The sequence below is a fragment of the Streptomyces sp. NPDC002206 genome (assembly GCF_053593595.1).
This window is the reverse complement of record NZ_JBSFCW010000007.1, coordinates 193232-214965: the sequence shown is the minus strand read 5'-3', so window position 1 is coordinate 214965 and position 21734 is coordinate 193232. Positions and strand designations below refer to the sequence as shown.

Genomic DNA, 21734 nt, shown 5'->3' with positions numbered 1-21734 from the left:
CCTCACCTCCAGTCGACCGTCAGCCGACCGGTCCGATCGGCGACGGTGGTGCCGAACTCGGCGCAGGCGGTGGTGAGCCGCTCGCGGATCCACTCCCGGTCCTCGCCACGCGCCAGGCGGGTGTGGCAGTAGTCCAGGGCCAGCGGCACCGCCTCCACCCGGGCGGGAACCAGGTGCGCGGCATCCTGGCCGTCCAGGGTCACCAGGAAGAGGAGCCCCAGGTCGTTGCGGAGGACCGGGTCGACGGCGTAGTCGTCGACGAAGTCGCCCAGGTCGTACAGGATCCGGTCGGCGATCCCGTGGAACACATGGGCGGAGTGCCCGGCGACCAGCGTCGCTCCCGCCGCCAGCAGCTCCGGGGCCGCGGCCGAGACGTGACGCGGCGGCCGCGAGGTCATGTTGGGGCCCCAGTGCGGAGTGACCAGCACGACATCCGCCGCCGCGGCGGCCCGGCCCACCGACTCCGTCAGCCAGTCGGGCACCCACGCGTAGAGATCGGCCCAGGCCACACCGGGACTGTCCGCCCCGGCCGCGTAATCCTGCGGGTGGTCCGTGACGCCCACCACCGCAAGCCGCACACCGCCCGCCTCCAGCACCGTGAACTCCCGGGCCCCGCGCACGGTCGCCCCGGCGCCGACCGCGTGCACGCCCGCCCCGGCCAGCAGGGTGCGGGTGTCTGCCATGGCGTCGAACCCGTAGTCGAGAGCGTGGTTGTTGGCGAGCGTCACACAGTTCACGCCCAGTTCGGCCAGCACCTTCGCGGCGGCGGAGGGAGCGCGGAAGAAGAAGGCCTTTTGCGGGTCGGGCCAGCGGTGCCCGCGGTCGGAGACACAGCACTCCAGGTTGAGCACGAACAGGTCCGCCTCCGCGATCGCCTCCCTGACCCCTGCGGAGACCAGCGTCCCCGGCGTCGGCGAGCGGCGCAGCTCCTCGGCGACGCTGCGCCCGAGCATGGTGTCGCCGGCCAGTGCCACCGTGAGCGCCATGATCCGTCCCTTCCCCGTCCTGCACTCAGACGTCGAGGGTCACCCGGCAGGTCCAGCCGCCGGGGCCGCCGCGCAGGTGCAGGTCGTGCAGCGAAACGGCCTTCGGTACCGCACCGACCGGCACGGCGGTGCCCGCGTCGACCATCCGGAAGCGGACCGACAGGCCCCGGCCGGCTCCGGCCGGCCGGATGGACCCCACCTCCACATCGAGCGGGATCTCACCGTCGGCATCCATCCGGTAGACGACCTCCTCCAGGACGGACACCAGCAGATCCTCGTCGGACGCCGCCGTGACCACGTATGCGCGTTCACCGACAACCGCGGCCCCGGACGTGTCGGCGAAGCCCTCCACCATGGCGCGCACCGCCTCGCCGATGCACCCCTCGGCGGTCGGCGACCACGCCTCCACCCGCATGTCCGCGGTGTGTGGCACAGCCCCGTGTCCACTCGCGCCCGGCTGCTTCCCCACGGGTTCCCGACCGTCCACGGTCGGCGCCTCTCCGTCGTCTCCGGATGCACAGCCTGATGCCGGGTTTCCCGAGCCGCAGGCGATGCCTCCTCCAGAGTCGTCCCGTACACCGCTCCGGGGCAACCTGCACGAGGCGGTGCACGCTGTCACGGGTCGCGGGCCATCGGCGACGGTGTCCGTGTTCCGGCCGTCAAGCCTCGGGGCCACGCGTCGACCACGTGTCGGTGGCGCACACATTCACCTGCCGATGCCCGCCTCGTTGACCGCAGGCAATCGGAGGGTGACATACGGTAGTTGTCCTGTCGTCCTCGTGAAGGAGTGCACGCATGCCGGTCTCGCTCGGTCTCGGTCTTCCGCAGATGAAGCAGTACGACATCGGCCGCGACGTGGCCACGGTGGCACGCGCGGCGGAGGATGCCGGGTACGAGAGTCTGTGGGTCTTCGAGCGCGTGCTCTTTCCCGAGCCGGCCACCCAGGGGCTGTACGACGTACCGGGGCTGCCGTGGCCCGACGGGTACCGCAGCGTCGCCGACCCGCTGGTCACCCTCACACTGGCCGCCGCGGCCACCGGCCGGGCCCGGCTCGGCACCAGCGTCCTGATCGCCCCGCTCCACGTACCGTTCCAGCTGGCCCGTTCGCTCGCCTCGCTCGACGCCGCGAGCGGTGGCCGGGTGATCGCGGGCCTCGGAACCGGCTGGTCACTCGACGAGTACGCGGCCGCCTCGGTCGCACCCTTCGAGAAGCGCGGCGCGGTCCTGGACGAACTGCTCGACGTCTGCGCGGCCGTCTGGGGCCCGGACCCGGTCTCGTACCGGGGCGAGCTGACCACCATCGCGCCGGCTGAGGTCGGCCCCAAGCCCGTTCGCCCCATCCCGGTCTATCTGCCGGCCACCAGCCCGCGCGCCACCCGCCGGCTGGTGGACCGGGCGGACGGCTGGATGCCCGTCGCCATGGGCGCCACGACACTGGCCGAACAGTGGCGGAAGGTGCAGGACCTGGCTGCCGAGCGCGGCAGGGACCGGCCGATCGGCGTGTGCGCCCGCGCCAACGCGAGGTACAGCGCCAAGCCGTTCGAGGGCGCGGACCGACAGCCCTTCCGGGGCAGCGTGGCCCAGATCGTCGAGGACCTGGCGGCACATGCCGCAACGGGCGTACCCGAGATCCTGCTGGACCTCCAGGCAACGACGCGTGACGCCGTCGAACTCGTCGACGTGGCGGCCGAGGTGTATCAGGCAGCCCGAGCGGCGGGCGTCTGACGGTCGCACCGGGGGAGTACCGGTCCACCGTCCGGAGGGACGGATTGCGGCGGCCGACAGCACGCCACTGCATCCCCCTCATCGGGTGCTGGTCACCTTCGCCCGGTCGTCCCTGTCCGCCGCGGACCGTGGGGGCACCGGTGTGGACCGATGGTCCCGCGCCGGGTGAGCCCGGTGCATGTCCGGGGCACCGTCTCAGTCCCCGGGGAGCAGTCGGGCCTCGGTGCTCGGCAGCTTGCTCCACCAGTGGTCGTAACGGTGATAGACCTCCGGTTCGCGGTCGGCGAGGAAGGCTGTCAGTGACCGTGCCTCGGCGGCGAGCTGCTCCCAGACGTCGTCCGGCAGGCGGTGGAAGGTGGTCGCCTCGATCCCTCCCTCGGCCGGACGCCATATGCCGGCGACGTACCCGTCGACCAGCAGGGTCGGCAGCACGTCGCCGTTCCTGCGGGTGACGAGCGTGCGGTAGTCCGGTGGGATGACACGGCTGCGGTCGGAGTAGGCCAGCAGGATGCTGTCCCACATGGCCATCAGCCGGGGCGGTGCAGGCGTGTCCTCGTCCGGACGCGACGCGTCCGGGGTGTCGAACAGCTCCACGCCGTTCGGCCCTTCGAGCCGCTCGATGTCACCGTCACCGGCGAGAGCCTGCAGTGCCGCCCTGGCCCTGGCTCGCTGGACCAGCGAGAACTGGGCGACGTCCGCCACCGATGCCGGCCCGAACCCCTCGAGATAGCGCAGGACCAGCGTCTGCAGGGACGCGGCGGACATCTCCGGGTCTGCCGGCGCAGGCCGGGTCGGGGGTGCGACGTACGACGGACGGTGGCCGAACGACCACGGTGGTGTGGTGGGTGCGTGCAGCAGTGGCGTGTACTGCCGCAGCCCCCACCACGCGCCGGGCTTCGGCGGTGCGCCCAGCCGCTGTGTGAGCCAAGCCTCGCACTCCGCAGCCGTGCGGGGCCGGTCGGCGAACGCCAGCAGCTCCGGAACCAGTGTGTCGGCATCCTCGGCGGTCAGCCCGGACACCGTGAAGCGGTCGCCCAGCCTGGCGGCACGCAGTGACGGCTGCACGGCCTCATGGAAGGCCCGGAAATCGTCGATGTGGACCGCGTGCAACGTGATCCGCATGAGAGTCGACTTGACGACCTCATGGCCGGCGAAGGCAGTATCGAGGTCGGCGGCGTCGAAGTCGGTGAGCCGGTTCCACAGCGCGAGGTAGGGCGACGCCGCCTGCTGCGCCTGCAGTGCGACCACGCGCCGTACCGCATCCGCGACGCCGAGCGTCTCCCGCTCCAACAGCAACTACCGGGCGAGCGTGGAGCGGTTGAGCTCTCGCGCTGTGATTCTCATGCCGTGACCGTCTCATTCCCCATGTCGTGAACCCGGCACCGAGGATGCCCGCGGAGTACCCGGCTGTGCACCCTGACCTGTACGCCGACGCCTGATCGAGAGCTGCCCGTCATCGGGATTCTTCCACGCGAACCTCCGTGCGGAGGCGGGTCGTTGCTGGCCCGTCCGCAGCAGTCCGGCGTCGATCGGGCTCGACCGCGTCCGGCCCGGTGGCGCATTCCGGTCGGTGTGCGGATGTCGTGCGCGGTGGTCTTCGGCGGGCGATTTTCGGCCGGCGGGTTGCCACGGTCCCGGGCCGGGTGACGACCTCCGGAGGGAGGTGTTCCGGTAGTGGCGTTCCGGGGCGGGCGCATGGGTCCGGGCGGGTGGTCACCGGAGAGGGGAATCGTCCGGTCGGAATGCGGTGCAGGCGGCAGTCGCCGGGCGCGCGGTGGGTCCGCATGTGATTCCGGATCGCCGCCCCGGCCCGGACCTACTGTTGTGTGTCGCGAAGGGCCAGGCGGCATGCGTTCAAGTTAACGAGTACGTAAGGCAGTTGTGATTCAACACTTGACAGGTGCCTATCACCACGCCACCTTGGGAGCGCTCCCACCATCAAGACTTGCACGCTTCCTTACCCTCTGCTCCCCACACCTCGTTCACCGACACGGGGCTCACCGCCTCGACGGCGTACAGCTACACGGTCAAGGCCCGGGACGCGGCCGGGAACGTCTCGGCGGCCTCCGCTGCCGTCTCGGCGACCACGTCCGCGGGCGGCGGAACCGGCACCCTCAAGGTCCAGTACAAGAACAACGACTCCTCGGCCACCGACAACCAGATCCGGATGGGCCTGCAACTGGTCAACACCGGTAGCACCGCGGTGAACCTGTTCACGGTGAAGGTGCGCTACTGGTTCACCCCCGAGGCCGGCGCGAGCACCTTCGGCACCGCTTGCGACTACGCGGTGCTGGGCTGCGGCAGTGTGACCACCGGTGTGACGGCCTCCGGAAGTTCGGCCGCCGGGGCCAGCCACTACCTGGAGGTCGGCTTCGGCAGCGGCAGCCTGGCGGCGGGAGCCTCCGCCGGGGAGATCCAGCTGCGCCTGAACAAGAGCGACTGGTCGAACTTCGACGAGGCCGACGACTACAGCCGCACCACCAACACGGCCTACGCCGACGCGTCGAAGATCGGTGTCTACGTGGGCTCCACCCTCACCTGGGGCACCGCCCCCTGATCCTGCCCGTCACCCCTTGCGTCACCCGTTCCGTCGCTCCCGTTGCCGCTTCCGTTTCGCGGTGGCGGGAGCGACGGGCATTTGGCCGCATCGCACTTCATCTGCACAGCATGTCGGGGGCGCGGTGGGGGCGAAGGTCCCTGAGGACCGACTCGACCTCACGGAGAAAGGACTGGTAGGAGGTCAGGCGTTGCCATTCGGAGTCGGGGATGCCGGGTACCGTGGCGGCACTTGCCGTCCAGCTTGCGACCAGTTCGGCGTACAGCGGTGTCTCGCTCGCCGCCTCGGTGTACGTCTGACCCGCTACGAACGCGCCGGCAAGCTGCCCCCGTGATGTGTGTGCTCCGTGCGGCGCATCCAGCTGGGGCCGCGGACGCGGCCGGGCATGAGATGCGCGGGGGGCCTGTGAGGGGTGCGGAATGGATGTCGCGGTGCCTCTGCCGGTAGCGGTTGCGGTGGCGGATGTGGGTGCGTTCATGACGGTGGTAACGATCAGCACCCATATGGGTAACTAGAGTGCGACACAGAATGATTAGATGGCGTTTCACCTTTCTTGATGCCTTTAGGTCGAATATCGCTTCAAATCCGTAACAGAGACGTTGCTTTAGGCATGGAACCGAGGGAGATGTGGGAACGCCATGCCGTACTGGCGCGGGCCTATTTCGGGAATGACGAGGATGTACGCCGTGCGCAGGGGGACCTTGACGAACGAAATGCGGACCGCATGCGGACGCTGGCCGCGTTCGCGGTGACGCTGGGAAGCGACGGGACCGTCGCGGAACTCCTCGGGCTCCATGAACGCGAAGTACGCCTGGCCCGCCGCACCGTGGGAAAGGACGACGCCCGGGCCATCGCCAAGGCGCTCCTGGACCATCACGCTGCCGATGCGTACAAGCCCCCTCCCGAAGACGCGGACGGATGCCCGCCGTACCCGGAACCGGAGGAGAGACACGTGTCCCACGAGACTCCGGCCGCACCTCCGAGCCCCCCTCATGCTCCGGTAGCTGAGGAACCGGTCCACGTGACGGCGTCGTCGACGGCCGTGGACGCGGTCCTGGTAGGAGCGTGGAGCACCGGGACCGACCTCGCCGTGCTGGCGAGCGAGCTCGGTCTCGATCTCCCCCGCCTCGTCGCACGCACCCGGTATCTGGAGGCACAGGGCCGTCTCACACATGCATCGCCGTCGCTGGACCGTTCCGGCCGTCATCGGCGCGTCGACGGCGCCGAGGCGCCCGCCATGCCCCAGCCCCGGCAGTGGTACTACCCCAGCCAGCCTCGCCCGCCGTACCAGGAGGCGGTATGGGACCAGCAGTCTTCATCCACCACGTTCGGCTCCGCACCGATGCACGACTGGGACGGCATCCTCGACCAGTGGCAGGTTTCAACCGCCCCCACGGCCTCCTGGCAGGGATTCGCATGAGAGCGCCCGGCGGCCGCGAGTCCGTTACCGGCGTGGGGAGTCCGACGAGCAACTCGTAGTCGGTCCGGCGCGCGCGCCGGCACGTGCCGTAAGGCTCCGACCCACGGGGTGGGGGCGGGCCTGCGGCGCCCCTCAGATGACCGGCGGCCGCCCCAGCATCGTCATGCGCCACACCGTCCGCCACCGCATCGGCTGCCGTCGGCCGCACGGGGTTCGGACCCCCTCGGCGAAGCCGCCGGCCCAGGCGCGCAGACCCGTGGCCGAACGGGTGCGGGCCACGGTGAGGAGGGTCCAGGTGCCCAGGTAGGCCGGGACCAGGGGGAGAGGCAGGTTACGGCGGGCCAGCCAGACCCGGTTGCGGGCCGTCATCCGGTAGTAGACCGAGTGCCTGGCCGGGGATGTCTTGGGGTGCTGGAGCAGCAGGTCGGGTTCGTACAGGATCTTCCAGCCCGCATCGAGCGCCCGCCAGGACAGGTCCGTCTCCTCGTGCGTGAAGAAGAACTCCGCGGGCCACGGGCCGGTTTCGGCAAGCATCTTCATGGAGAGGGCGTGGCCGCCGCCCAGGAACGCCGTGACCGGGCCGCGGCGCATCGGGTCGGTGGCGCGCAGCCGGGGGACATGGCGGCGTTGCGTCTCGCCGTGCTCGTCGGCGATACGGAAGCCGACGATGCCGAGCTTCGGGTCGGCGGCGTACATCTCCTGGACCTTGCGCAGCACACCGTTGTCGACGAGGAGTCCGTCGTCGTCCAACTCGACGACGACGTCCACGTCACCGAGTTCCGAGAGTCGGCGGATGGCGACGTTACGGCCGCCGGGGCAGCCGAGGTTCTCGTCGAGCTCGATCGTGGTCACACCGCCGGCCAGGTCGGACAGGCCGGCGACGGCGGTGAAGTCCGGCAGCGAGGTGCCGTTGCCCACGATCACGAGACGGGTGGGCAGCACGTCCTGTATGGCGATCGAGGCCAACAGGGCTTCGACCTGCTGCGGGCGGTCGCCCATGGTCACGATGGATACGCCGATGCGCGGTTCGGACAAGGTCAGCACTCCTGGGCTCGCTGCGGTGCCCGTGATCGTAGTCGCTTGCTGTTCAGGTTCCGGATGCCACCCTGTCACGGCAGGTTGACCGGTGTCCGGTAGGTGACGTCGGGAGCCGGGCGCCGCGCCGGCTACTCGTGGGTGGCGAAACGCCGGCGCCCGGTCCGTCCGGAAGACGGCCGCGGCCGGCGGCCTCAGGCGTTCGCCGCGTACCGCCAGAAGTCCCGCATCAGCGCGGGCGGCGTCGGCCCCGTCATCTCCAGCTGGCTGAGCATGATCGTGACCGTTCCGGTGGACGGGACGAAGTGCCCCGTCGTGCCGGTGCCGCCGATCCAGCCGTAGCGGCCCGGTACGTTCCACGGCTCGGTCGTCTCGACATCGACCGAGCCACCGAAGCCCCACCCCTGGCCCTCGATGAACAGTTCGCCGGCCTCGCGCTGGGCCGGGGTCAGATGGTCGGTGGTCATCCGGCGCACCGATGCGGGTGACAGCAGCCGGCGGCCGTCGAACCTCCCGTCGGCGAGCATCATGCGGGCGAAGGCCAGCCAGTCGTCGAGGGTCGATACCAGACCGCCCGCGCCGGAGGGGAACGCGGGCACGCTGCTCCACTGGCCGCCGGGGGCATCCACCAGCTGGGGATCGCCGTTCGGATCGATGCGGTAGAGGCTGGTGAAGCGGTCGAGCTCGGCGGCCGGCACCGCGAAACCGGTGTCCACCATGCCCAGCGGCCCGAACAGCCGCTCGTCCAGGAACTCCGGCAGTGAACAGCCCGAGACCCGGGCGATCAGCACACCCTGGATGTCCGAGCAGGTGTTGTACAGCCAGGCTTCGCCCGGCTGGTTCAGCAGCGGGATACGGGACAGCGTCGCCATCCATTCGTCCGGCGCCGGGACGTCCGCCGGCTCCGGTCCCTGCTTCAACTCGCTGAACAGCGGGGCGACTCCCGGCAGCGTGAAATCGGACGGGAAGCCGTACCCGGCACGGAAGGTGAGCAGGTCCAACACGGTGATGGGCCGGGTCGCCGGGACCACGTCGCCGAGCGGACCTGACGGCGTGCGGAGCACCTTCGGCGAAGCCAGTTCCGGCAGCCATCGATCGACCGGCTCGTCCAGCGCGATCCGGCCCTCCTCGACCAGCATCATCACCGCGGCGGCGACGATCGGCTTGGTCATCGAGGCGATGCGGAAGATCGAGTCCCGGGCCATCGGGACTGTGCCTTCGACGTCGGCCGAGCCGGCCGCCTGCACCTCGGTCCGGTCGCCCCGGGCCACCAGGCCCACCGCGCCCGGCACCGCCCCCTTGCCGACGTGTGCATCCAGGATGTCGTGCAAGTCGGTCGTCATCGGTCCACCTTCTCGATTCGTGCGGTCGGAGCCAAGACTCCCGCCGCTGCCCCGAATCATCGGACCGTTGACATCGATTACGCCCGATCGGCCCAGTCGAGGTCGGTGCCGGGGGCCGTTCCACAGGCTCTGCTGCCAGGCCGTCATTGAAGACCGCTCGGTACGGTTCCGCACCGGACGGGCCAGTTCCCGATGGTCAGCCGGTGGCGGCGGCCTGGCTCGGTACGGTTTCGAGAGAGGTGAGCAGCCGTTCGCCGCGGTCTTCGGCCATGTCGAGGGTGGCCAGTACGGCGGGCGTCGAAATGCTCGGCAGGATGTAGTGCAGCAGTACGGAGATCCGGCGCCCCAAGTCCTCGCGGTTGCACAGGACCTGGGACATCACCTGAACGCCGGAGAAGGCGCCCGCCAGCAGTTCTGCGGTCTCGCCCGGCTGGACGTGCGGCAGGAGCTCGCCCTGGTTCTTCGCCGCGCTCAGCAGCTGTTCGAGCCGGTCTATCCAGGCCCGGAACGGGGTGCCCCGGTCGAGGCCCTCGACCGCCTGGTCCATCGCCAGTCCGACGCTGGCCCGCACCAGCGGTTCATGGCGGAGCCGGTGGGCGAGCAGCATGCCCTGGTCGACCAGTTCCTGGAGTTTCGTGAGCTGAGGCGGCAGCGGAACGGTGTCCAGCTGGAGGTCCATCACGCCGAGCGCCAGCTCTTCCTTCGAGTTGAAGTGGAAGTACAGCGCGCCCTTGGTCACCCCCGCCCGCGCGAGGATCTCGCTGATGGTGGCGCTGCTGTAGCCGCGCTCGTCGAAAACGGCGGCGGCCGCCACCAGGATCGACCGCCGAGTCTGGATCGCGCGCGCCTGCTGTGCCATCAGCTACGTGTCTCTCTAGTCGTGGCGTGGTCAGCGCCACAGGGTTCTGGCTGGAAAGGAAAACCGGGCTGTCAGTATCTTACTGCGGGGGTGGACGGCCTCTTGCATGGATCCTCTGGGGGGGAACTTCATGGTTCAGCTCATCTCACGCACCGCTTCGGTGTCACCCAAAGGCAGACAGGCCGAATTTCCACGGCAGTTGGTCCACCGGTCCGATCCGGAGGACGTCTTCCCCACCGGCTGGACCAGACAGACCGACACCCAGTTCTCGGTGTCGGCCCGCTGGCCGCGTGCGCACCGTTTCTTTGCCCCCGTGGCGGGCCGCTACCAGGACCCACTGCTGATCGCGGAGACGATGCGGCAGACGACGATGCTCCTCGCTCACGCGGAATTCGACGTTCTGGTCGGGGACCAGTTCGTGATGTGGGAGCTGGGATACACCTCCTCGCCCGAAAGCCTCGCCCTGGGCGCGCGCCCCGAGCACCCTGACCACCCCGACGGATCCTGGGACATCACCGTGGACGTCTCGTGCTCCCGGATCAAGCGGCGGGGCCGGGGCCTCGGCTCCATGAGCCTGGAACTGCTCCTGCATCGCAACGGCAGCCGGATCGCAACCGGCGGCGGACGGATCAGCTGTACGTCGGCCAAGGTGTACGAGCGGCTGCGGGGGGACCGCCACGCCTTGATCGGCGTACCCGTCCCCCTCCTTCCGGCCGTCGCTCCGCGCGAGGCGGGCCGGACCTCGGAGCGTGATGTCGTGCTGGCACCGACTCCGCATCAGGGTGTCTGGCAGCTGCGGCTCGACACCGGGCATCCGACTCTCTTCGGCCGGCCCAATGATCATGTGCCGGGGATCCTGTTGCTGGAGGCGGCCCGGCAGGCCGCCAATGTCGTCTGCTCCGGGCGCTCCTTCCTGCCGGTGTCGCTGGAGACCGCCTTCCTCCGCTACGTCGAACTGGACCGCCCCTGCTGGATCGAGGCCCGTATCGTCCCGGCGGACACCCCGTCGACGACCAGGGTGCAGGTCCGGGCCACCCAGGACGGCGAACCGGTCTTCACCAGCACGCTCGACTCCCCGGACCGCACCGAAGAGGCGCAGGGCACACGGTCATGACGGCGCCGCGCATCCTCATCACCGGAGCGACCGGATTCATCGGCAGCCATGTCGTGGCCGCCGCGCGCCGGGTCCCCGGGGCCCGGCTGCGCCTGATGACGCACCGGACCGCGCCCGACAGCGGCGGCGGCGTCGTGACCGGCATCGGTACCCGCGTCGAGACCGTGTACGGAGATCTCGCCGATCCCACCTCCCTGCACGGCAGTTGTGACGGGATCGACGCCGTGATCCACTGCGCCTCGCAGATCGGCGGCGACGCAAAGGCGGCCACGACCGTCAACGACCACGGCACCCGCGCCCTGATCGAGGAGGCTGCCCGCAGCCGCGTCGCCCGGATCGTCCACCTGAGCACTGCATCGGTCTACGGGCGAGGCCCGTTCGCGGAGTTGCTGCCGGGCCGGGCGGAGCCTGCCCCCGCCTCGGCCACCAGCCTGACCCGCGCCGCCGCCGAGCAGCATGTCCTCGCGGCGGGCGGTGCCGTACTGCGCCCGCACATCGTGCACGGGGTCGGGGATCGCTGGGCGGTGCCCGGACTCGTCGCCCTGCTGGGGCAGTTGAGGGCAGGACTGATCGGGTGCGAGGCGCGGCACTCGCTCATCGACGTCGAGACGCTGGGCAGGGTGCTGCTCGGCGCGGCGCTCTCCCCGAAGGAACCGACGGGGGTCTACCACGTCAACCACCCCGACCCGGTGGGCTGTTCGGAACTGCTGTCGACGGTCATCGGCGAACTCGGGCTGCCCTGGACGGGTACGGGCATCGGCGTCGACGCCGCCCGTACCCGGCTGGCCGAAGTCCCGTATGCCCTGCACCATCTCGACATGCTCGCGGTGGACCACTGGTTCGCCGACGAGCGCGTCTGGCAGGACGTCGACTGCGAGCCGGGCGCGGGCTTCGCCGCCACCTTCGCCCGGCACGCCCCTTGGTACCGGCAGTTCCTGGGGCGATAGCCGCCCGCTGCGTCACTCCGCCGCAGGGATCCGCGTCCCCGTCCCGCTCACCCGCACCCGTGCGTCGCCCGCACGCAGTTCGACCGTGAGCGTGCCGGGGCGGCCCATGTCCTCGCCCTGGTGGAGGGTGAGGACCGCGGCGTCCGGGACGAGGGCCTGCTCGCGCAGGTAGGCCCCGAAGGCGGCCGCCGCCGCGCCCGTCGCCGGGTCCTCGACCACGCCCCCGACCGGAAACGGGTCGCGGACGTGGAAGACGGCCGGCGACTCGCGCCACGCCAGCTGGACGGTCGTCAGGTCGAGTCGGTGCATCAGCGCTTCGAGGCGCGCGAAGTCGTAGTCGAGGTCGGCGAGCCGCTCGCGGCTTGCTGCGGCCAGCACCAGGTGGCGGGCGCCCGCATAGGCGATACGCGGCGGCAGGGCCGGGTCCAGGTCGGCGGCCGGCCAGTCCAGGGCGGCCAGCGCTTCGGCCAGGTCGTCCGGAGCGACATCCGTGACGTGGGGCTCCACGCTCGTGAGGGTGGCGCGGAGCTCGGCGCCCTCCTGGGCGACGGTGACCGGGACCGTGCCCGCCTGCGTGGTGAAGACCAGATCACCGGGGCCGTTGCGCTCGGCGAGGGCGATGGCCGTCGCAACGGTTGCGTGGCCGCAGAACGGGACCTCCGCCTTCGGGCTGAAGTAGCGGATCGTATAACCACGACCGGTCGATCCGCCCGACTCGCCCGGCCCGGTCAGGAACGCCGACTCGCTGTAGCCGAGCTCGGCCGCGACGGCGAGCATCGCCGCGCCGTCGAGACCGGATGCGTCGAGGACGACACCCGCCGGGTTGCCGCCCTCCGGATCGGCGGAGAACGCGGTGTAGCGCAGGACCTCGGTGCCTGAAATCTGAGTCATGACGCAGGTCAACCGCACTGCGGTTCAAGGCATTCCCGGCCGGGACGGCGGGCACCCCGAACCGCGGCCACGGCGTCGGCCCCGTGGCGGTTCTCGATGCCGTTGCCCGTCTCCGTCCAGGAGCAGGAGCAGGAGCAGGAGCCGGGGAAGCGCACACCCGCCCGTCCGGAAGGTGTCGAAAGCGGTCGGATGCGGCCCAGGGTTCGACAGCGCCTCGGCTGTCAGCCGCGGCCCACGTACGGCATCGTCGTCGCCAGGACCGTCGCGAACTGCACATTCGCCTCCAGCGGCAGCTCCGCCATGTGCAGCACCGTCCGGGCCACGTCGTCCGCCGCCATCACCGGCTCCACCGCCAGCTCGCCATTGGCCTGAAGGGTGCCCCTCTGCATCCGGTCGGTCATCTCGGTCGCCGCGTTGCCGATGTCGATCTGGCCGCAGGCGATCCGGTACGGGCGCCCGTCCAGAGACAACGACTTCGTCAGCCCCGTCATGGCGTGCTTGGTCGCCGTGTACGCCACCGAGTGCGGGCGCGGCGCATGGGCGGAGATCGAGCCGTTGTTGATGATCCGGCCGCCCTGCGGGTCCTGCTCCTTCATCTGCCGGTACGCCGCCTGCGCACACAGGAACGCCCCCGTCAGATTCACCTCGACCACGGTGCGCCAGTCGTCGTACGACAGGTCCTCCACCGGGACGGAGCGCGGGCCGAACGTGCCCGCGTTGTTGAACAGCAGGTCGACCCGGCCGACCCACTCCCGTACGGAGGAGAACAGCGCGGTCACGTCCTCGGGGCGGGAGACGTCGGCGGGGACGGTGATCACCCTGGCTTTCTCCCCGGCCAGTTCCGCGGTCTCGGCGAGAGGTCCGGGGCGGCGGCCCGCGAGCGCCACCGACCAGCCGGCGCCGGTCAGGGCAAGAGCCACCGCACGGCCGATCCCGGAGCCCGCGCCCGTGACGACGGCCGTCTTCGTATCGGAGTTCAACAGTTCGTTGCTCATGGCGCCGCAGCGTACGCCTCCCGGGTCAAAGGTCCCCGGCGGGCGGCCGGTTCGGGTTCGACGGAATGATTTCTTGATCATTCGTCGGCGATTCCGGTGCCGTCGGGGCCGCTTGACGGTGATCATGTTCCTGCGACTGCCTGCCTCTGCGACTGCGTACCTCTCTGTCTGCGTACCTCTGTGTCTGTGGTGCCCCAGCGCAATTCGTCCCCCGAGGGGCGATCCCGCCGCACTTCTCATCAGCGCGACGCCTGCGCGACGCGAACACGACAGCCACTCGATGTGCGGGACCGGTGGACTTCCCCGCGTACACCGCCAGTCAGGGGAGGGACAGATGACGTACTCATCGCACCCGCAGGAGATGCGCGACGCCGCACGCCACGGCGGCCGCCGCCGCTTCCTCACCGTCACCGGTGCCGCCGCCGCGCTCGCCTTCTCGGTCAACCTGCCGGCCGCGGGCGCCGCGAGCGCCGCCGAGCTGGACGCCAGGACGATCAGCGAGGACCCGTTCACCCTCGGAGTCGCCTCGGGTGACCCGCTGCCCGACTCGGTCCTGCTGTGGACGAGACTCGCACCCCGCCCGTACGAGCCGGACAGCGGACTGCCGAACGCCCGCGTCCAGGTGCGCTGGGAGCTCGCCCGCGACGAGAACTTCACCCGGGTCGTCCGGCGCGGAACCGCCACCGCCCACCCGGAGTTCGACCACAGCGTCCACGTCGAGATCAAGGGCCTCGACGCCGACCGCGTCCTCTACTACCGCTTCCGCGCCGGGAAGTGGATCAGTCAGGTCGGCCGGACCCGCACCGCCCCCGCCCCGCACGCCCGCAACAGCGCGCTGACCCTCGCCGCCGTCTCCTGCCAGGCCTACCACGACGGCTACTTCACCGCGTACAGCCACCTCGCGCAGGAGGACGTCGACGTCGTCTTCCACCTCGGCGACTACCTCTACGAGTACGCCGTGACCGCGACCGGCGGAGCCCGTAACTACACGGACCGTCCACTCCCCGCCCACTTCAACCGGGAGACGGTCACCCTGGAGGACTACCGGCTGCGGTACGCCCTCTACAAGTCCGACCCGGATCTGCGCGCCGCGCACGCCGCGCACCCCTTCGTCGTCACCTGGGACGACCACGAGACCGAGAACAACTACGCGGGCGGCACCCCGGAGAACGACGTCCCGCCGGAGGAGTTCCTGCTGCGCCGCGCCGCCGCGTACCGCGCGTACTGGGAGAACCAGCCACTGCGCACCCCGCAGCGGCCGACCGGCCCCGACATGAAGCTCTACCGGCGTCTGCAGTTCGGCCGGCTCGCCCAGTTCGACATCCTCGACACCCGTCAGTACCGCAGCGACCAGGCGTACGGGGACGGCTGGCAGAAGCCGGGACCGGAGTCCGAGGACCCGGCGCGCACCCTGACCGGCGCCACCCAGGAGCGCTGGCTGCTCGACGGCTGGCACGCCTCGCGGGCCACCTGGAACGTCGTACCGCAGCAGGTCACCTTCGCCCAGCGGCGCGACGTGCCGACCGACGCCTTCAAGCTGTCCATGGACGCGTGGGACGGCTACCCGGCCTCCCGGGACCGGATCCTGAAGGGTGCGGAGGCCGCCGGGATCGACAACCTGATGGTGCTGACCGGCGATGTGCACGTCGGCTACGGCTTCGACCTGAAGAAGGACTTCGACGACCCGTCGTCCCGCACGCTGGGCACGGAGATCGTCGCCACGTCCATCACCAGCGGCAAGGACGGCTCGGACAAGCCGGCCAGCTGGAACAACCAGATGCAGGCCAACCCGCACATGAAGTTCTTCAACGGACGGCGCGGGTACGCGGTCGTCACGCTGGGCCAGGAGCAGGCACGCGCCGACTTCCGCACGGTGTCGGCCGTCACCACGCCCGGTGCGCCCGTCGCGACGGCCGGATCGTTCGTCACGGAGGTGGGTAACCAGGGCCTCACGCCTGCGTGAAGCCCTGCCTACGTCCCGGTCAGCCGATGCCGTCCGCGGGGTAGCGGACGCCGATGCGGTCCCGTACCGCATCGAGCGTCCGCATCACCGCCAGCGAACCGTCCAGCGGCACCAGCGGCGACTCCGTCTCGCCCGCCCGCAGTGCCCGTACCACCTCGGCCTGCTCGAACTGCATCCCGCTGAGCCCCTCGCCCGACGACCCCGCGGTGAACTCCTCCGGGTCGTGTCCCGGCCGGTGCAGCACGAACCGGTCCGGGTGGAAGAAACCGCGCGGGAAGTCGATCCGCCCCCGGGTGCCCGTGATCGAGGCGGTCTGCGGGGTGTCCGCGACCAGCGAGCAGCTGAGCAGCGCGGTGGCGCCCGACTCCCAGCCCAGCAGCATGCCGGTGTTCAGATCGACGCCCTCCGGGGAGAGCAGCGCATCGGCCTGGATCCGGTCCGGCTCACCCAGCAGCAGCTGCGCGAGCGACACCGGGTACACGCCCAGGTCCAGCAGCGCACCGCCGCCCAGCGCCCGGTCCCGCAGCCGGTGGTCGGGGCCGAACGGGCCCGCGAGCCCGAAGTCGGCCTGCACGGTGCGGATGTCGCCGATGGCACCGTCGGCGATCAGCGCGGTCAGCAGCCTGACGACCGGGTTGCAGTACGTCCACATCGCCTCCATCAGGAAGAGGCCACGGTCCCGGGCGAGCGCCACGAGCTCTTCCGCCTCCCGGGAATTGAGCGTGAACGCCTTCTCGCACAGCACGTGCTTTCCGGCCTTCAGGCAGAGCGCGGTGGCCTCCCGGTGCGCGGAGTGCGGTGTGGCCACGTACACCACGTCGACCTCGTCGTCCGCGGCGAGCTCGGCCCAGCTGCCGTACGCCCTGGGTATCCCGAACCGCTCGGCGAAGGCCTTGGCCGACGTGTCCGTGCGCGAGGCCACGGCCACCACTTCCGTGCCGGGCACCGCCTGCAGGTCGGCGGTGAAGGCCGCGGCGATGCCACCCGTAGCCAGCACGCCCCAACGCACGGTCCTGCTCATGCCTGCTCCCAAAAAGGTCTCGACCACTCCGGCTGAGCTGAGAGCATAGAGTGCGGATTCAACTATTTGGAGATGAGAATGCCGGAGAGCGGCGTGAGCCGAGCCCAGCACACCCACATACCGACCGACGGGACCGGCATCCGGACCGCGTCCGGTCCGACCGCCACTGCCGCGGCCCGGCGCACCGGACTCCTCGTCACCCTCGTCCTCGGCGGTCTCACCGCACTTCCGCCGCTTTCCATGGACATGTACCTCCCGGCGCTCCCCGCGGTCACCGACGCCCTGCACGCCCCCGCCGCCACCGTCCAGCTCACCCTCACCGCGTGCCTCGGCGGCATGGCGCTCGGCCAGGTCGTCGTCGGACCGATGAGCGACCGCTGGGGTCGGCGCCGGCCGCTCCTGCTCGGCATGGTCGTCTATGTACTCGCCACCGCGCTCTGCGTCTTCGCACCCACCACGGAACTCCTCATCGGCTTCCGCCTCCTGCAGGGGCTGGCCGGTGCGGCCGGCATCGTCATCGCCCGGGCCGTGGTCCGTGACATGTACGACGGCGTGGAGATGGCCCGGTTCTTCTCCACCCTGATGCTGATCTCCGGCGTCGCACCGGTCGTCGCGCCACTGATCGGCGGACAGGTGCTGCGGTTCACCGACTGGCGGGGCATCTTCGCCGTCCTCACGGTCGTCGGCGTGCTGCTCACCCTGGTCGTCCGGAAGTGGCTGCACGAGACGCTGCCGCCGGAGGAACGGCACACCGGCGGCGTCGGCGACGCGCTGCGCACCATGCGCGGGCTCCTCGGCGACCGCACGTTCACCGGCTACATGGTCGCGGGCAGCCTCGCCTTCGCGGCCCTCTTCGCGTACGTGAGCGCCTCGCCGTTCGTCGTGCAGGAGATCTACGGTGCCTCGCCGCAGACGTTCAGCCTGCTCTTCGGCATCAACTCGATCGGCCTGATCGCCGTCGGCCAGATCAACGGCAAGGTACTGGTGGGCCGGATCAGCCTGGACAAGGCGCTCGGCTTCGGGCTCGGGGTCATCGTGCTGGCCGCGACCGCGCTGCTGCTGATGACGTCCGGAGTCTTCGGCGACGTCGGTCTGGTGCCGGTCGCCGCCGGTCTCTTCGTACTGATGTCGGCGATGGGGCTGGCGATGCCGAACACCAACGCCCTGGCTCTGATGCGTACCAAGCACGCCGCGGGTTCCGCCTCGGCACTGCTCGGTACGTCGGCGTTCCTGATCGGGGCCGTCGCCTCACCGCTCGTCGGTATCGCGGGGGACGCGACGGCCGTACCCATGGCGGTTGTCCAGCTGGTGTGCGCGGTCGGCGCCATGGCGTGCTTCCTGGGCCTGTGCCGGCCCTGGCAGCGCGGTGGCGCAAGGGTCTGAGCAAAGACCCTCGAGCCACTCGCCCAGGGGGTGTCCGGCCGTGATCCGTCCGGCACCCTCTAGCGGTCGGCGCGCGGGTAGCCGAGGAGATGCAGCCGGTCCAGCTCGTCCGTCCAGCGGAACACGCCGACCCCCGCCGCGGCCTCCGTGGCCGGCAGCCGCACATTCGCGGGCAGCGCCTCCGGCACCCCGCTGGTGACCTCGACCTGGGCCGGACGGCCGCGGCCGGCCAGCACGTCCGCCGCGTTGCGTCCGGGCGTCGCGCCGTACGCGATGCCCTCGTCCGTCACGGAGACCAGGGTCAGCGGCTTTGAGCCGTCCGTCGCTTCGAGACAGAACCCCTTCCTCGTCTCCAGGTCGAAGGCGAGGTTCCCGGCCACCAGGTACGTCCGCGAGGGCGACATGACGGCCTGCGGATACTGGCCCGGCTTGATCGCCACCTTGTGGCACTCCACCGTGGCCACCGGCTTCCCCGTCTCCGCGTCGTGCACCGCCCACAGGTCATGGGTCGTCGCCCGCTTCTGGCCCTTCGCGAGCTGCCACTTCGCCAGCACCCAGCCGGGGGCCACCGACGTCGGGATCCCGCTGGAACGGTCGGTGCCCTTCGGGGCGACGTTCCGGCTGAACCAGCCGCCCTGCACCCAGAACTCACGTGCCCCGCTGACCAGCAGGCCCTTCGTGGTCAGTCCGAACACCTCGGTGAGCTGCCTGCAGGACGGGCAGCCCTTCGGGTACTTCAGCGCCGTGGGGGCGATCTTCGTGATCCGGCCGCTCGCCGGGTCGACCAGCACGCTGTTGGTGCGGCCGTCGCTGATCAGGATGCCGGGTCCGCTGGTGTCGACGGTCGGTGCGGAGTTCCACGGCACCTCGATGCGCTGCCGGGAGCCGTCCGTCGCGTTGTACACATCGAGGGAGACGATCGTGTCGGCCGGGGTCAGCGCGTTCACACCGACCTTCCCGTACGCCCACGTGACGAAGTACTCCACGTCGTCCTTGGTGACCAGGAGCAGCTTCGGGAAGTGCTTCGAGGCCGGCGGCCGCCAGTTCTCGCCCTTCCAGCCGGCCTTCCCGGTCTCCGAGTCGATGGTCTCCAGCCGGTACTGGTTGTCGGAGACCCGCAGCAGATAGGCGAGGCGCCCCGTCGTTTGGGAGATCGCGTAGTCGGGCGAGGTGTTGATGAGCTCCCAGCCGCGTCGGGTCGTGTACGCGGGGGGAACGGTGAGCTGCGTCGCCGGGCCCGTACCCGTCCGGACCGGCTTCTTCGGCCCGCCGTCGCCCTTGCCCTTGTTCCCTCTCCCCCCGGCACCGCAGGTGGCCAGCAGAAGCAGCAGGGCAAGCACCAGCACCCCGGCGACCAGAGTCAGGCGCACGATCTTCTGTCGCATGGTCCCCTCGATGAGCATTTCCGACCTCACGTGAGCATTCCTGACCTCGCGCCGATCAGCGTAGCAACTGGCCCAAGTGCCCAGGGAGTTCAGCTCGGCGGCCGTGGTGCGGGGACCGACTGCGGGCGCCGGTGCGCCGGACGGGACGGGCACCGGCCGGAGAACGGCGCGTCGTATCCGCCTACAATTTTTTCGGTGAACGTCACCCTCTCCACCGCGGAAGCCCTGCGCGCGGCGCTGGCCGGACTCCTCGACGGACTGCCGCCCAAGCAGGCCGCGCAGGCTGTCGACCGACTCATCGCCAACTACCGGGGGACCACCCCGACCGATGCCCCGGTGCTCCGCGACCGCTCGGACGTCGCCGCGTACGCCGCGTACCGGATGCCCGCGACCTTCGAAGCGGTACGGTCCGCCCTCGCCGCCCTGCGCGAGGCCGCCCCGGAGTGGGCACCCGCCACCCACACCGACATCGGCGGCGGCACCGGCGCGGCGAGCTGGGCCGTGGCCGGGGCCTGGGAGGGGCACCGGACGACCGTCCTCGACTGGGCCGAGCCCGCCCTCGTCCTCGGCCGGGAACTGGCCGGGGCCTCAGGCATCGAGGCCCTGCGCACCGCAGACTGGCGGCGGGCCCGGATCGGTGCGGGCCTGGAGCTCGACCCCGCGGACCTGGTGACCGTCAGCTACGTACTGGGGGAGCTGACGGCGGCCGCCCGCACCGCCCTCGTCGACACGGCCGCGGCCGCCGCGCAGGCCGTCGTGATCGTCGAGCCCGGTACCCCCGACGGGTACGCCCGCATCATCGAGGCCCGCGACCGGCTGATCGCCGCCGGGCTGACGGTCGCCGCGCCGTGCCCGCACAGCGAGGCGTGCCCCATCGAGCCGGGCACCGACTGGTGCCACTTCTCGGCCCGGGTCAGCCGCTCCTCGCTGCACCGGCAGGTGAAGGGCGGATCGCTGCCGTACGAGGACGAGAAGTTCAGCTATGTCGTGGCGACCCGCTTCGCCACCGAGCCGGTACTCGCCCGGGTCACCCGCAAGCCGCAGATCCGCAAGGGGCAGGTGCTGCTGGACCTCTGCACCCGCGACGAGGCACTGAAGCGCTCCACGGTCACCAAGCGGCACGGCGAGCTGTACCGGGCCGCCCGGGACATCGCGTGGGGCGACGCCTGGCCGCCCCCCGGTGACGACGCCTAGAGCCTTCCTTCCGGATCAGGCCGGAAGAGGAACCCTAGCCACGCAGCTCCTGGGTGCAGCACTTCACGCTGCCGCCGCCCTTGAGAAGCTCGCTCAGGTCCATCGGGACCGGTTCGAAGCCGCGTGCCCGCAGCGGGTCGAAGAGACCCGCGGCGCCCTGGGGCACCAGCACATGGAGGCCGTCGCTGACCGCGTTCAGCCCGAGCGCCGCGGCGTCCGCCTCCTCGGCTGTCAACGCGTCGGGGAAGAGCCGCCTCAGCACGGAGCGGCTGCCCGGCGAGAAGGCGCCCGGGTAGTACATGATCTCGTCGCCCGCCTCGTCGAGCACACACAGTGCCGTGTCCAGGTGGTAGTAGCGCGGGTCCACCAGGTCGAGCCCGATCACCGGCCGTCCGAAGAACTCCTGCGCCTCGTCGTGCGAGAGCGGACTGGACCGGAAGCCGCGCCCGGCCAGCAGGTACGACGAGGTGACCGCGAAATCGCCCTCGCCCTCGTTGACGTGGGCCGGCTCATGGATCTCGGTGAAGCCGTGGTCCCGGAACCAGTCCCGGTGTGCCTCGGCCTCGGGGTACCGCTCCTGGTACGCGAACCGGGCGCCCAGCACCCGGCCGTCCACGACGGTGGCGCCATTGGCGGCGAAGACCATGTCGGGCAGGTCGGGACGCGGGGTGAGCAGCTCGACGGTGTGGCCGAGTGCCCGGTAGCGGTCGCGCAGGTCCTCCCACTGGGCCTGGGCCAGCTGCAGATCGACCGGCTTGCTCGGGTCCATCCACGGGTTGATGGAGTACGTGACCTCGAAATGGGTCGGGGCGCACATCAGGTAGCGGCGCGGGGTCGCTTCACGAAGCGATGAGGGTGTGGCTTCACGAGGCAATGGGGGCTCCTCACGGACAGCAGGGGTGGCCTGCGGACAGTC

At 70.7% G+C, this 21734-nt stretch carries 18 protein-coding genes and 1 pseudogene; 8 read left to right on the top strand and 11 right to left on the bottom strand.

Features of this window, described 5'->3' with window-relative positions:
* Window positions 1-2: 2 nt before the first annotated feature.
* Together ACWCP8_RS16530 and ACWCP8_RS16525 are read right to left on the bottom strand one after the other, a co-directional pair.
* Window positions 3-986, bottom strand: a complete 984-nt coding sequence (locus tag ACWCP8_RS16530; RefSeq protein WP_451116526.1) for a CapA family protein — start codon at window positions 984-986, stop codon at window positions 3-5.
* Between the two features lie 25 nt (window positions 987-1011).
* Window positions 1012-1419, bottom strand: coding sequence for an archease (locus tag ACWCP8_RS16525; RefSeq protein WP_451116524.1), 408 nt, complete (start codon window positions 1417-1419; stop codon window positions 1012-1014).
* Between the two features lie 362 nt (window positions 1420-1781).
* On the opposite strand from ACWCP8_RS16525, the gene ACWCP8_RS16520 reads away from it, so the two are divergent.
* Window positions 1782-2711 carry an LLM class F420-dependent oxidoreductase gene (locus ACWCP8_RS16520; RefSeq protein ID WP_451116522.1) on the top strand — a complete coding sequence of 310 codons (930 nt, stop codon included), beginning with the start codon at window positions 1782-1784 and terminating at the stop codon, window positions 2709-2711.
* A gap of 195 nt (window positions 2712-2906) precedes the next feature.
* Here ACWCP8_RS16520 and ACWCP8_RS16515 read toward each other — a convergent pair whose 3' ends face one another.
* Window positions 2907-4007 carry a winged helix DNA-binding domain-containing protein gene (locus ACWCP8_RS16515; RefSeq protein WP_451116520.1) on the bottom strand — a complete coding sequence of 367 codons (1101 nt, stop codon included), beginning with the start codon at window positions 4005-4007 and terminating at the stop codon, window positions 2907-2909.
* A gap of 667 nt (window positions 4008-4674) precedes the next feature.
* Between ACWCP8_RS16515 and ACWCP8_RS16510 the strand changes: the two are divergent.
* Window positions 4675-5268: pseudogene (locus tag ACWCP8_RS16510) on the top strand (cellulose binding domain-containing protein); the annotation flags it as partial.
* 610 nt (window positions 5269-5878) lie between these two features.
* Window positions 5879-6688: a hypothetical protein gene (locus ACWCP8_RS16505; protein WP_352266914.1), complete on the top strand. Its 810-nt coding sequence runs from the start codon at window positions 5879-5881 to the stop codon at window positions 6686-6688.
* Window positions 6689-6820: 132 nt separating this feature from the next.
* On the opposite strand, the gene ACWCP8_RS16500 is transcribed toward ACWCP8_RS16505, so the two are convergent.
* The 3 genes from ACWCP8_RS16500 to ACWCP8_RS16490 form a co-directional block, all read right to left on the bottom strand.
* Window positions 6821-7723, bottom strand: coding sequence for a glycosyltransferase family 2 protein (locus ACWCP8_RS16500; protein WP_352266913.1), 903 nt, complete (start codon window positions 7721-7723; stop codon window positions 6821-6823).
* A 194-nt stretch (window positions 7724-7917) separates the two neighbouring features.
* Window positions 7918-9066 carry a serine hydrolase domain-containing protein gene (locus ACWCP8_RS16495; protein ID WP_352266912.1) on the bottom strand — a complete coding sequence of 383 codons (1149 nt, stop codon included), beginning with the start codon at window positions 9064-9066 and terminating at the stop codon, window positions 7918-7920.
* 196 nt (window positions 9067-9262) lie between these two features.
* Entirely contained in the window at window positions 9263-9925 is a 663-nt protein-coding gene (locus ACWCP8_RS16490; RefSeq protein WP_352266911.1) for a ScbR family autoregulator-binding transcription factor, read from the bottom strand.
* Between the two features lie 130 nt (window positions 9926-10055).
* On the opposite strand from ACWCP8_RS16490, the gene ACWCP8_RS16485 reads away from it, so the two are divergent.
* Together ACWCP8_RS16485 and ACWCP8_RS16480 are read left to right on the top strand one after the other, a co-directional pair.
* Entirely contained in the window at window positions 10056-11039 is a 984-nt protein-coding gene (locus ACWCP8_RS16485) for a ScbA/BarX family gamma-butyrolactone biosynthesis protein (protein ID WP_451116516.1), read from the top strand.
* A complete protein-coding gene (locus tag ACWCP8_RS16480) occupies window positions 11036-11986 on the top strand; it encodes an NAD-dependent epimerase/dehydratase family protein (protein ID WP_451116514.1) in 951 nt (316 codons plus the stop codon). The genes ACWCP8_RS16485 and ACWCP8_RS16480 overlap by 4 nt, the downstream gene beginning before the upstream one ends.
* Window positions 11987-11998: 12 nt before the next feature.
* Here the strand turns inward: ACWCP8_RS16480 and ACWCP8_RS16475 are convergent, their stop codons facing one another.
* Together ACWCP8_RS16475 and ACWCP8_RS16470 are read right to left on the bottom strand one after the other, a co-directional pair.
* On the bottom strand, window positions 11999-12877 hold the full coding sequence (locus ACWCP8_RS16475) for a PhzF family phenazine biosynthesis protein (protein ID WP_352266908.1): 879 nt from the start codon (window positions 12875-12877) through the stop codon (window positions 11999-12001).
* 221 nt (window positions 12878-13098) lie between these two features.
* The gene (locus ACWCP8_RS16470; protein ID WP_451116512.1) at window positions 13099-13872 is read right to left on the bottom strand and encodes an SDR family oxidoreductase; all 774 of its coding nucleotides are present in this window, start codon (window positions 13870-13872) and stop codon (window positions 13099-13101) included.
* Window positions 13873-14206: 334 nt separating this feature from the next.
* Here ACWCP8_RS16470 and ACWCP8_RS16465 point away from each other — a divergent pair, with 334 nt between their 5' ends.
* Window positions 14207-15835: an alkaline phosphatase D family protein gene (locus ACWCP8_RS16465; protein WP_451116510.1), complete on the top strand. Its 1629-nt coding sequence runs from the start codon at window positions 14207-14209 to the stop codon at window positions 15833-15835.
* Between the two features lie 19 nt (window positions 15836-15854).
* On the opposite strand, the gene ACWCP8_RS16460 is transcribed toward ACWCP8_RS16465, so the two are convergent.
* The gene (locus tag ACWCP8_RS16460) at window positions 15855-16856 is read right to left on the bottom strand and encodes a Gfo/Idh/MocA family protein (RefSeq protein WP_451116508.1); all 1002 of its coding nucleotides are present in this window, start codon (window positions 16854-16856) and stop codon (window positions 15855-15857) included.
* A 78-nt stretch (window positions 16857-16934) separates the two neighbouring features.
* Between ACWCP8_RS16460 and ACWCP8_RS16455 the strand changes: the two genes are divergently transcribed.
* Window positions 16935-18239 carry a multidrug effflux MFS transporter gene (locus ACWCP8_RS16455; protein ID WP_352267012.1) on the top strand — a complete coding sequence of 435 codons (1305 nt, stop codon included), beginning with the start codon at window positions 16935-16937 and terminating at the stop codon, window positions 18237-18239.
* A gap of 59 nt (window positions 18240-18298) precedes the next feature.
* Here the strand turns inward: ACWCP8_RS16455 and ACWCP8_RS16450 are convergent, their stop codons facing one another.
* A complete protein-coding gene (locus tag ACWCP8_RS16450) occupies window positions 18299-19624 on the bottom strand; it encodes a hypothetical protein (RefSeq protein WP_451116506.1) in 1326 nt (441 codons plus the stop codon).
* A gap of 195 nt (window positions 19625-19819) precedes the next feature.
* Here ACWCP8_RS16450 and ACWCP8_RS16445 point away from each other — a divergent pair, with 195 nt between their 5' ends.
* A complete protein-coding gene (locus tag ACWCP8_RS16445; protein WP_352266903.1) occupies window positions 19820-20818 on the top strand; it encodes a small ribosomal subunit Rsm22 family protein in 999 nt (332 codons plus the stop codon).
* 34 nt (window positions 20819-20852) lie between these two features.
* Here ACWCP8_RS16445 and ddaH read toward each other — a convergent pair whose 3' ends face one another.
* Window positions 20853-21692, bottom strand: coding sequence for a dimethylargininase (ddaH, locus tag ACWCP8_RS16440; RefSeq protein ID WP_352266902.1), 840 nt, complete (start codon window positions 21690-21692; stop codon window positions 20853-20855).
* Window positions 21693-21734: the final 42 nt, after the last annotated feature.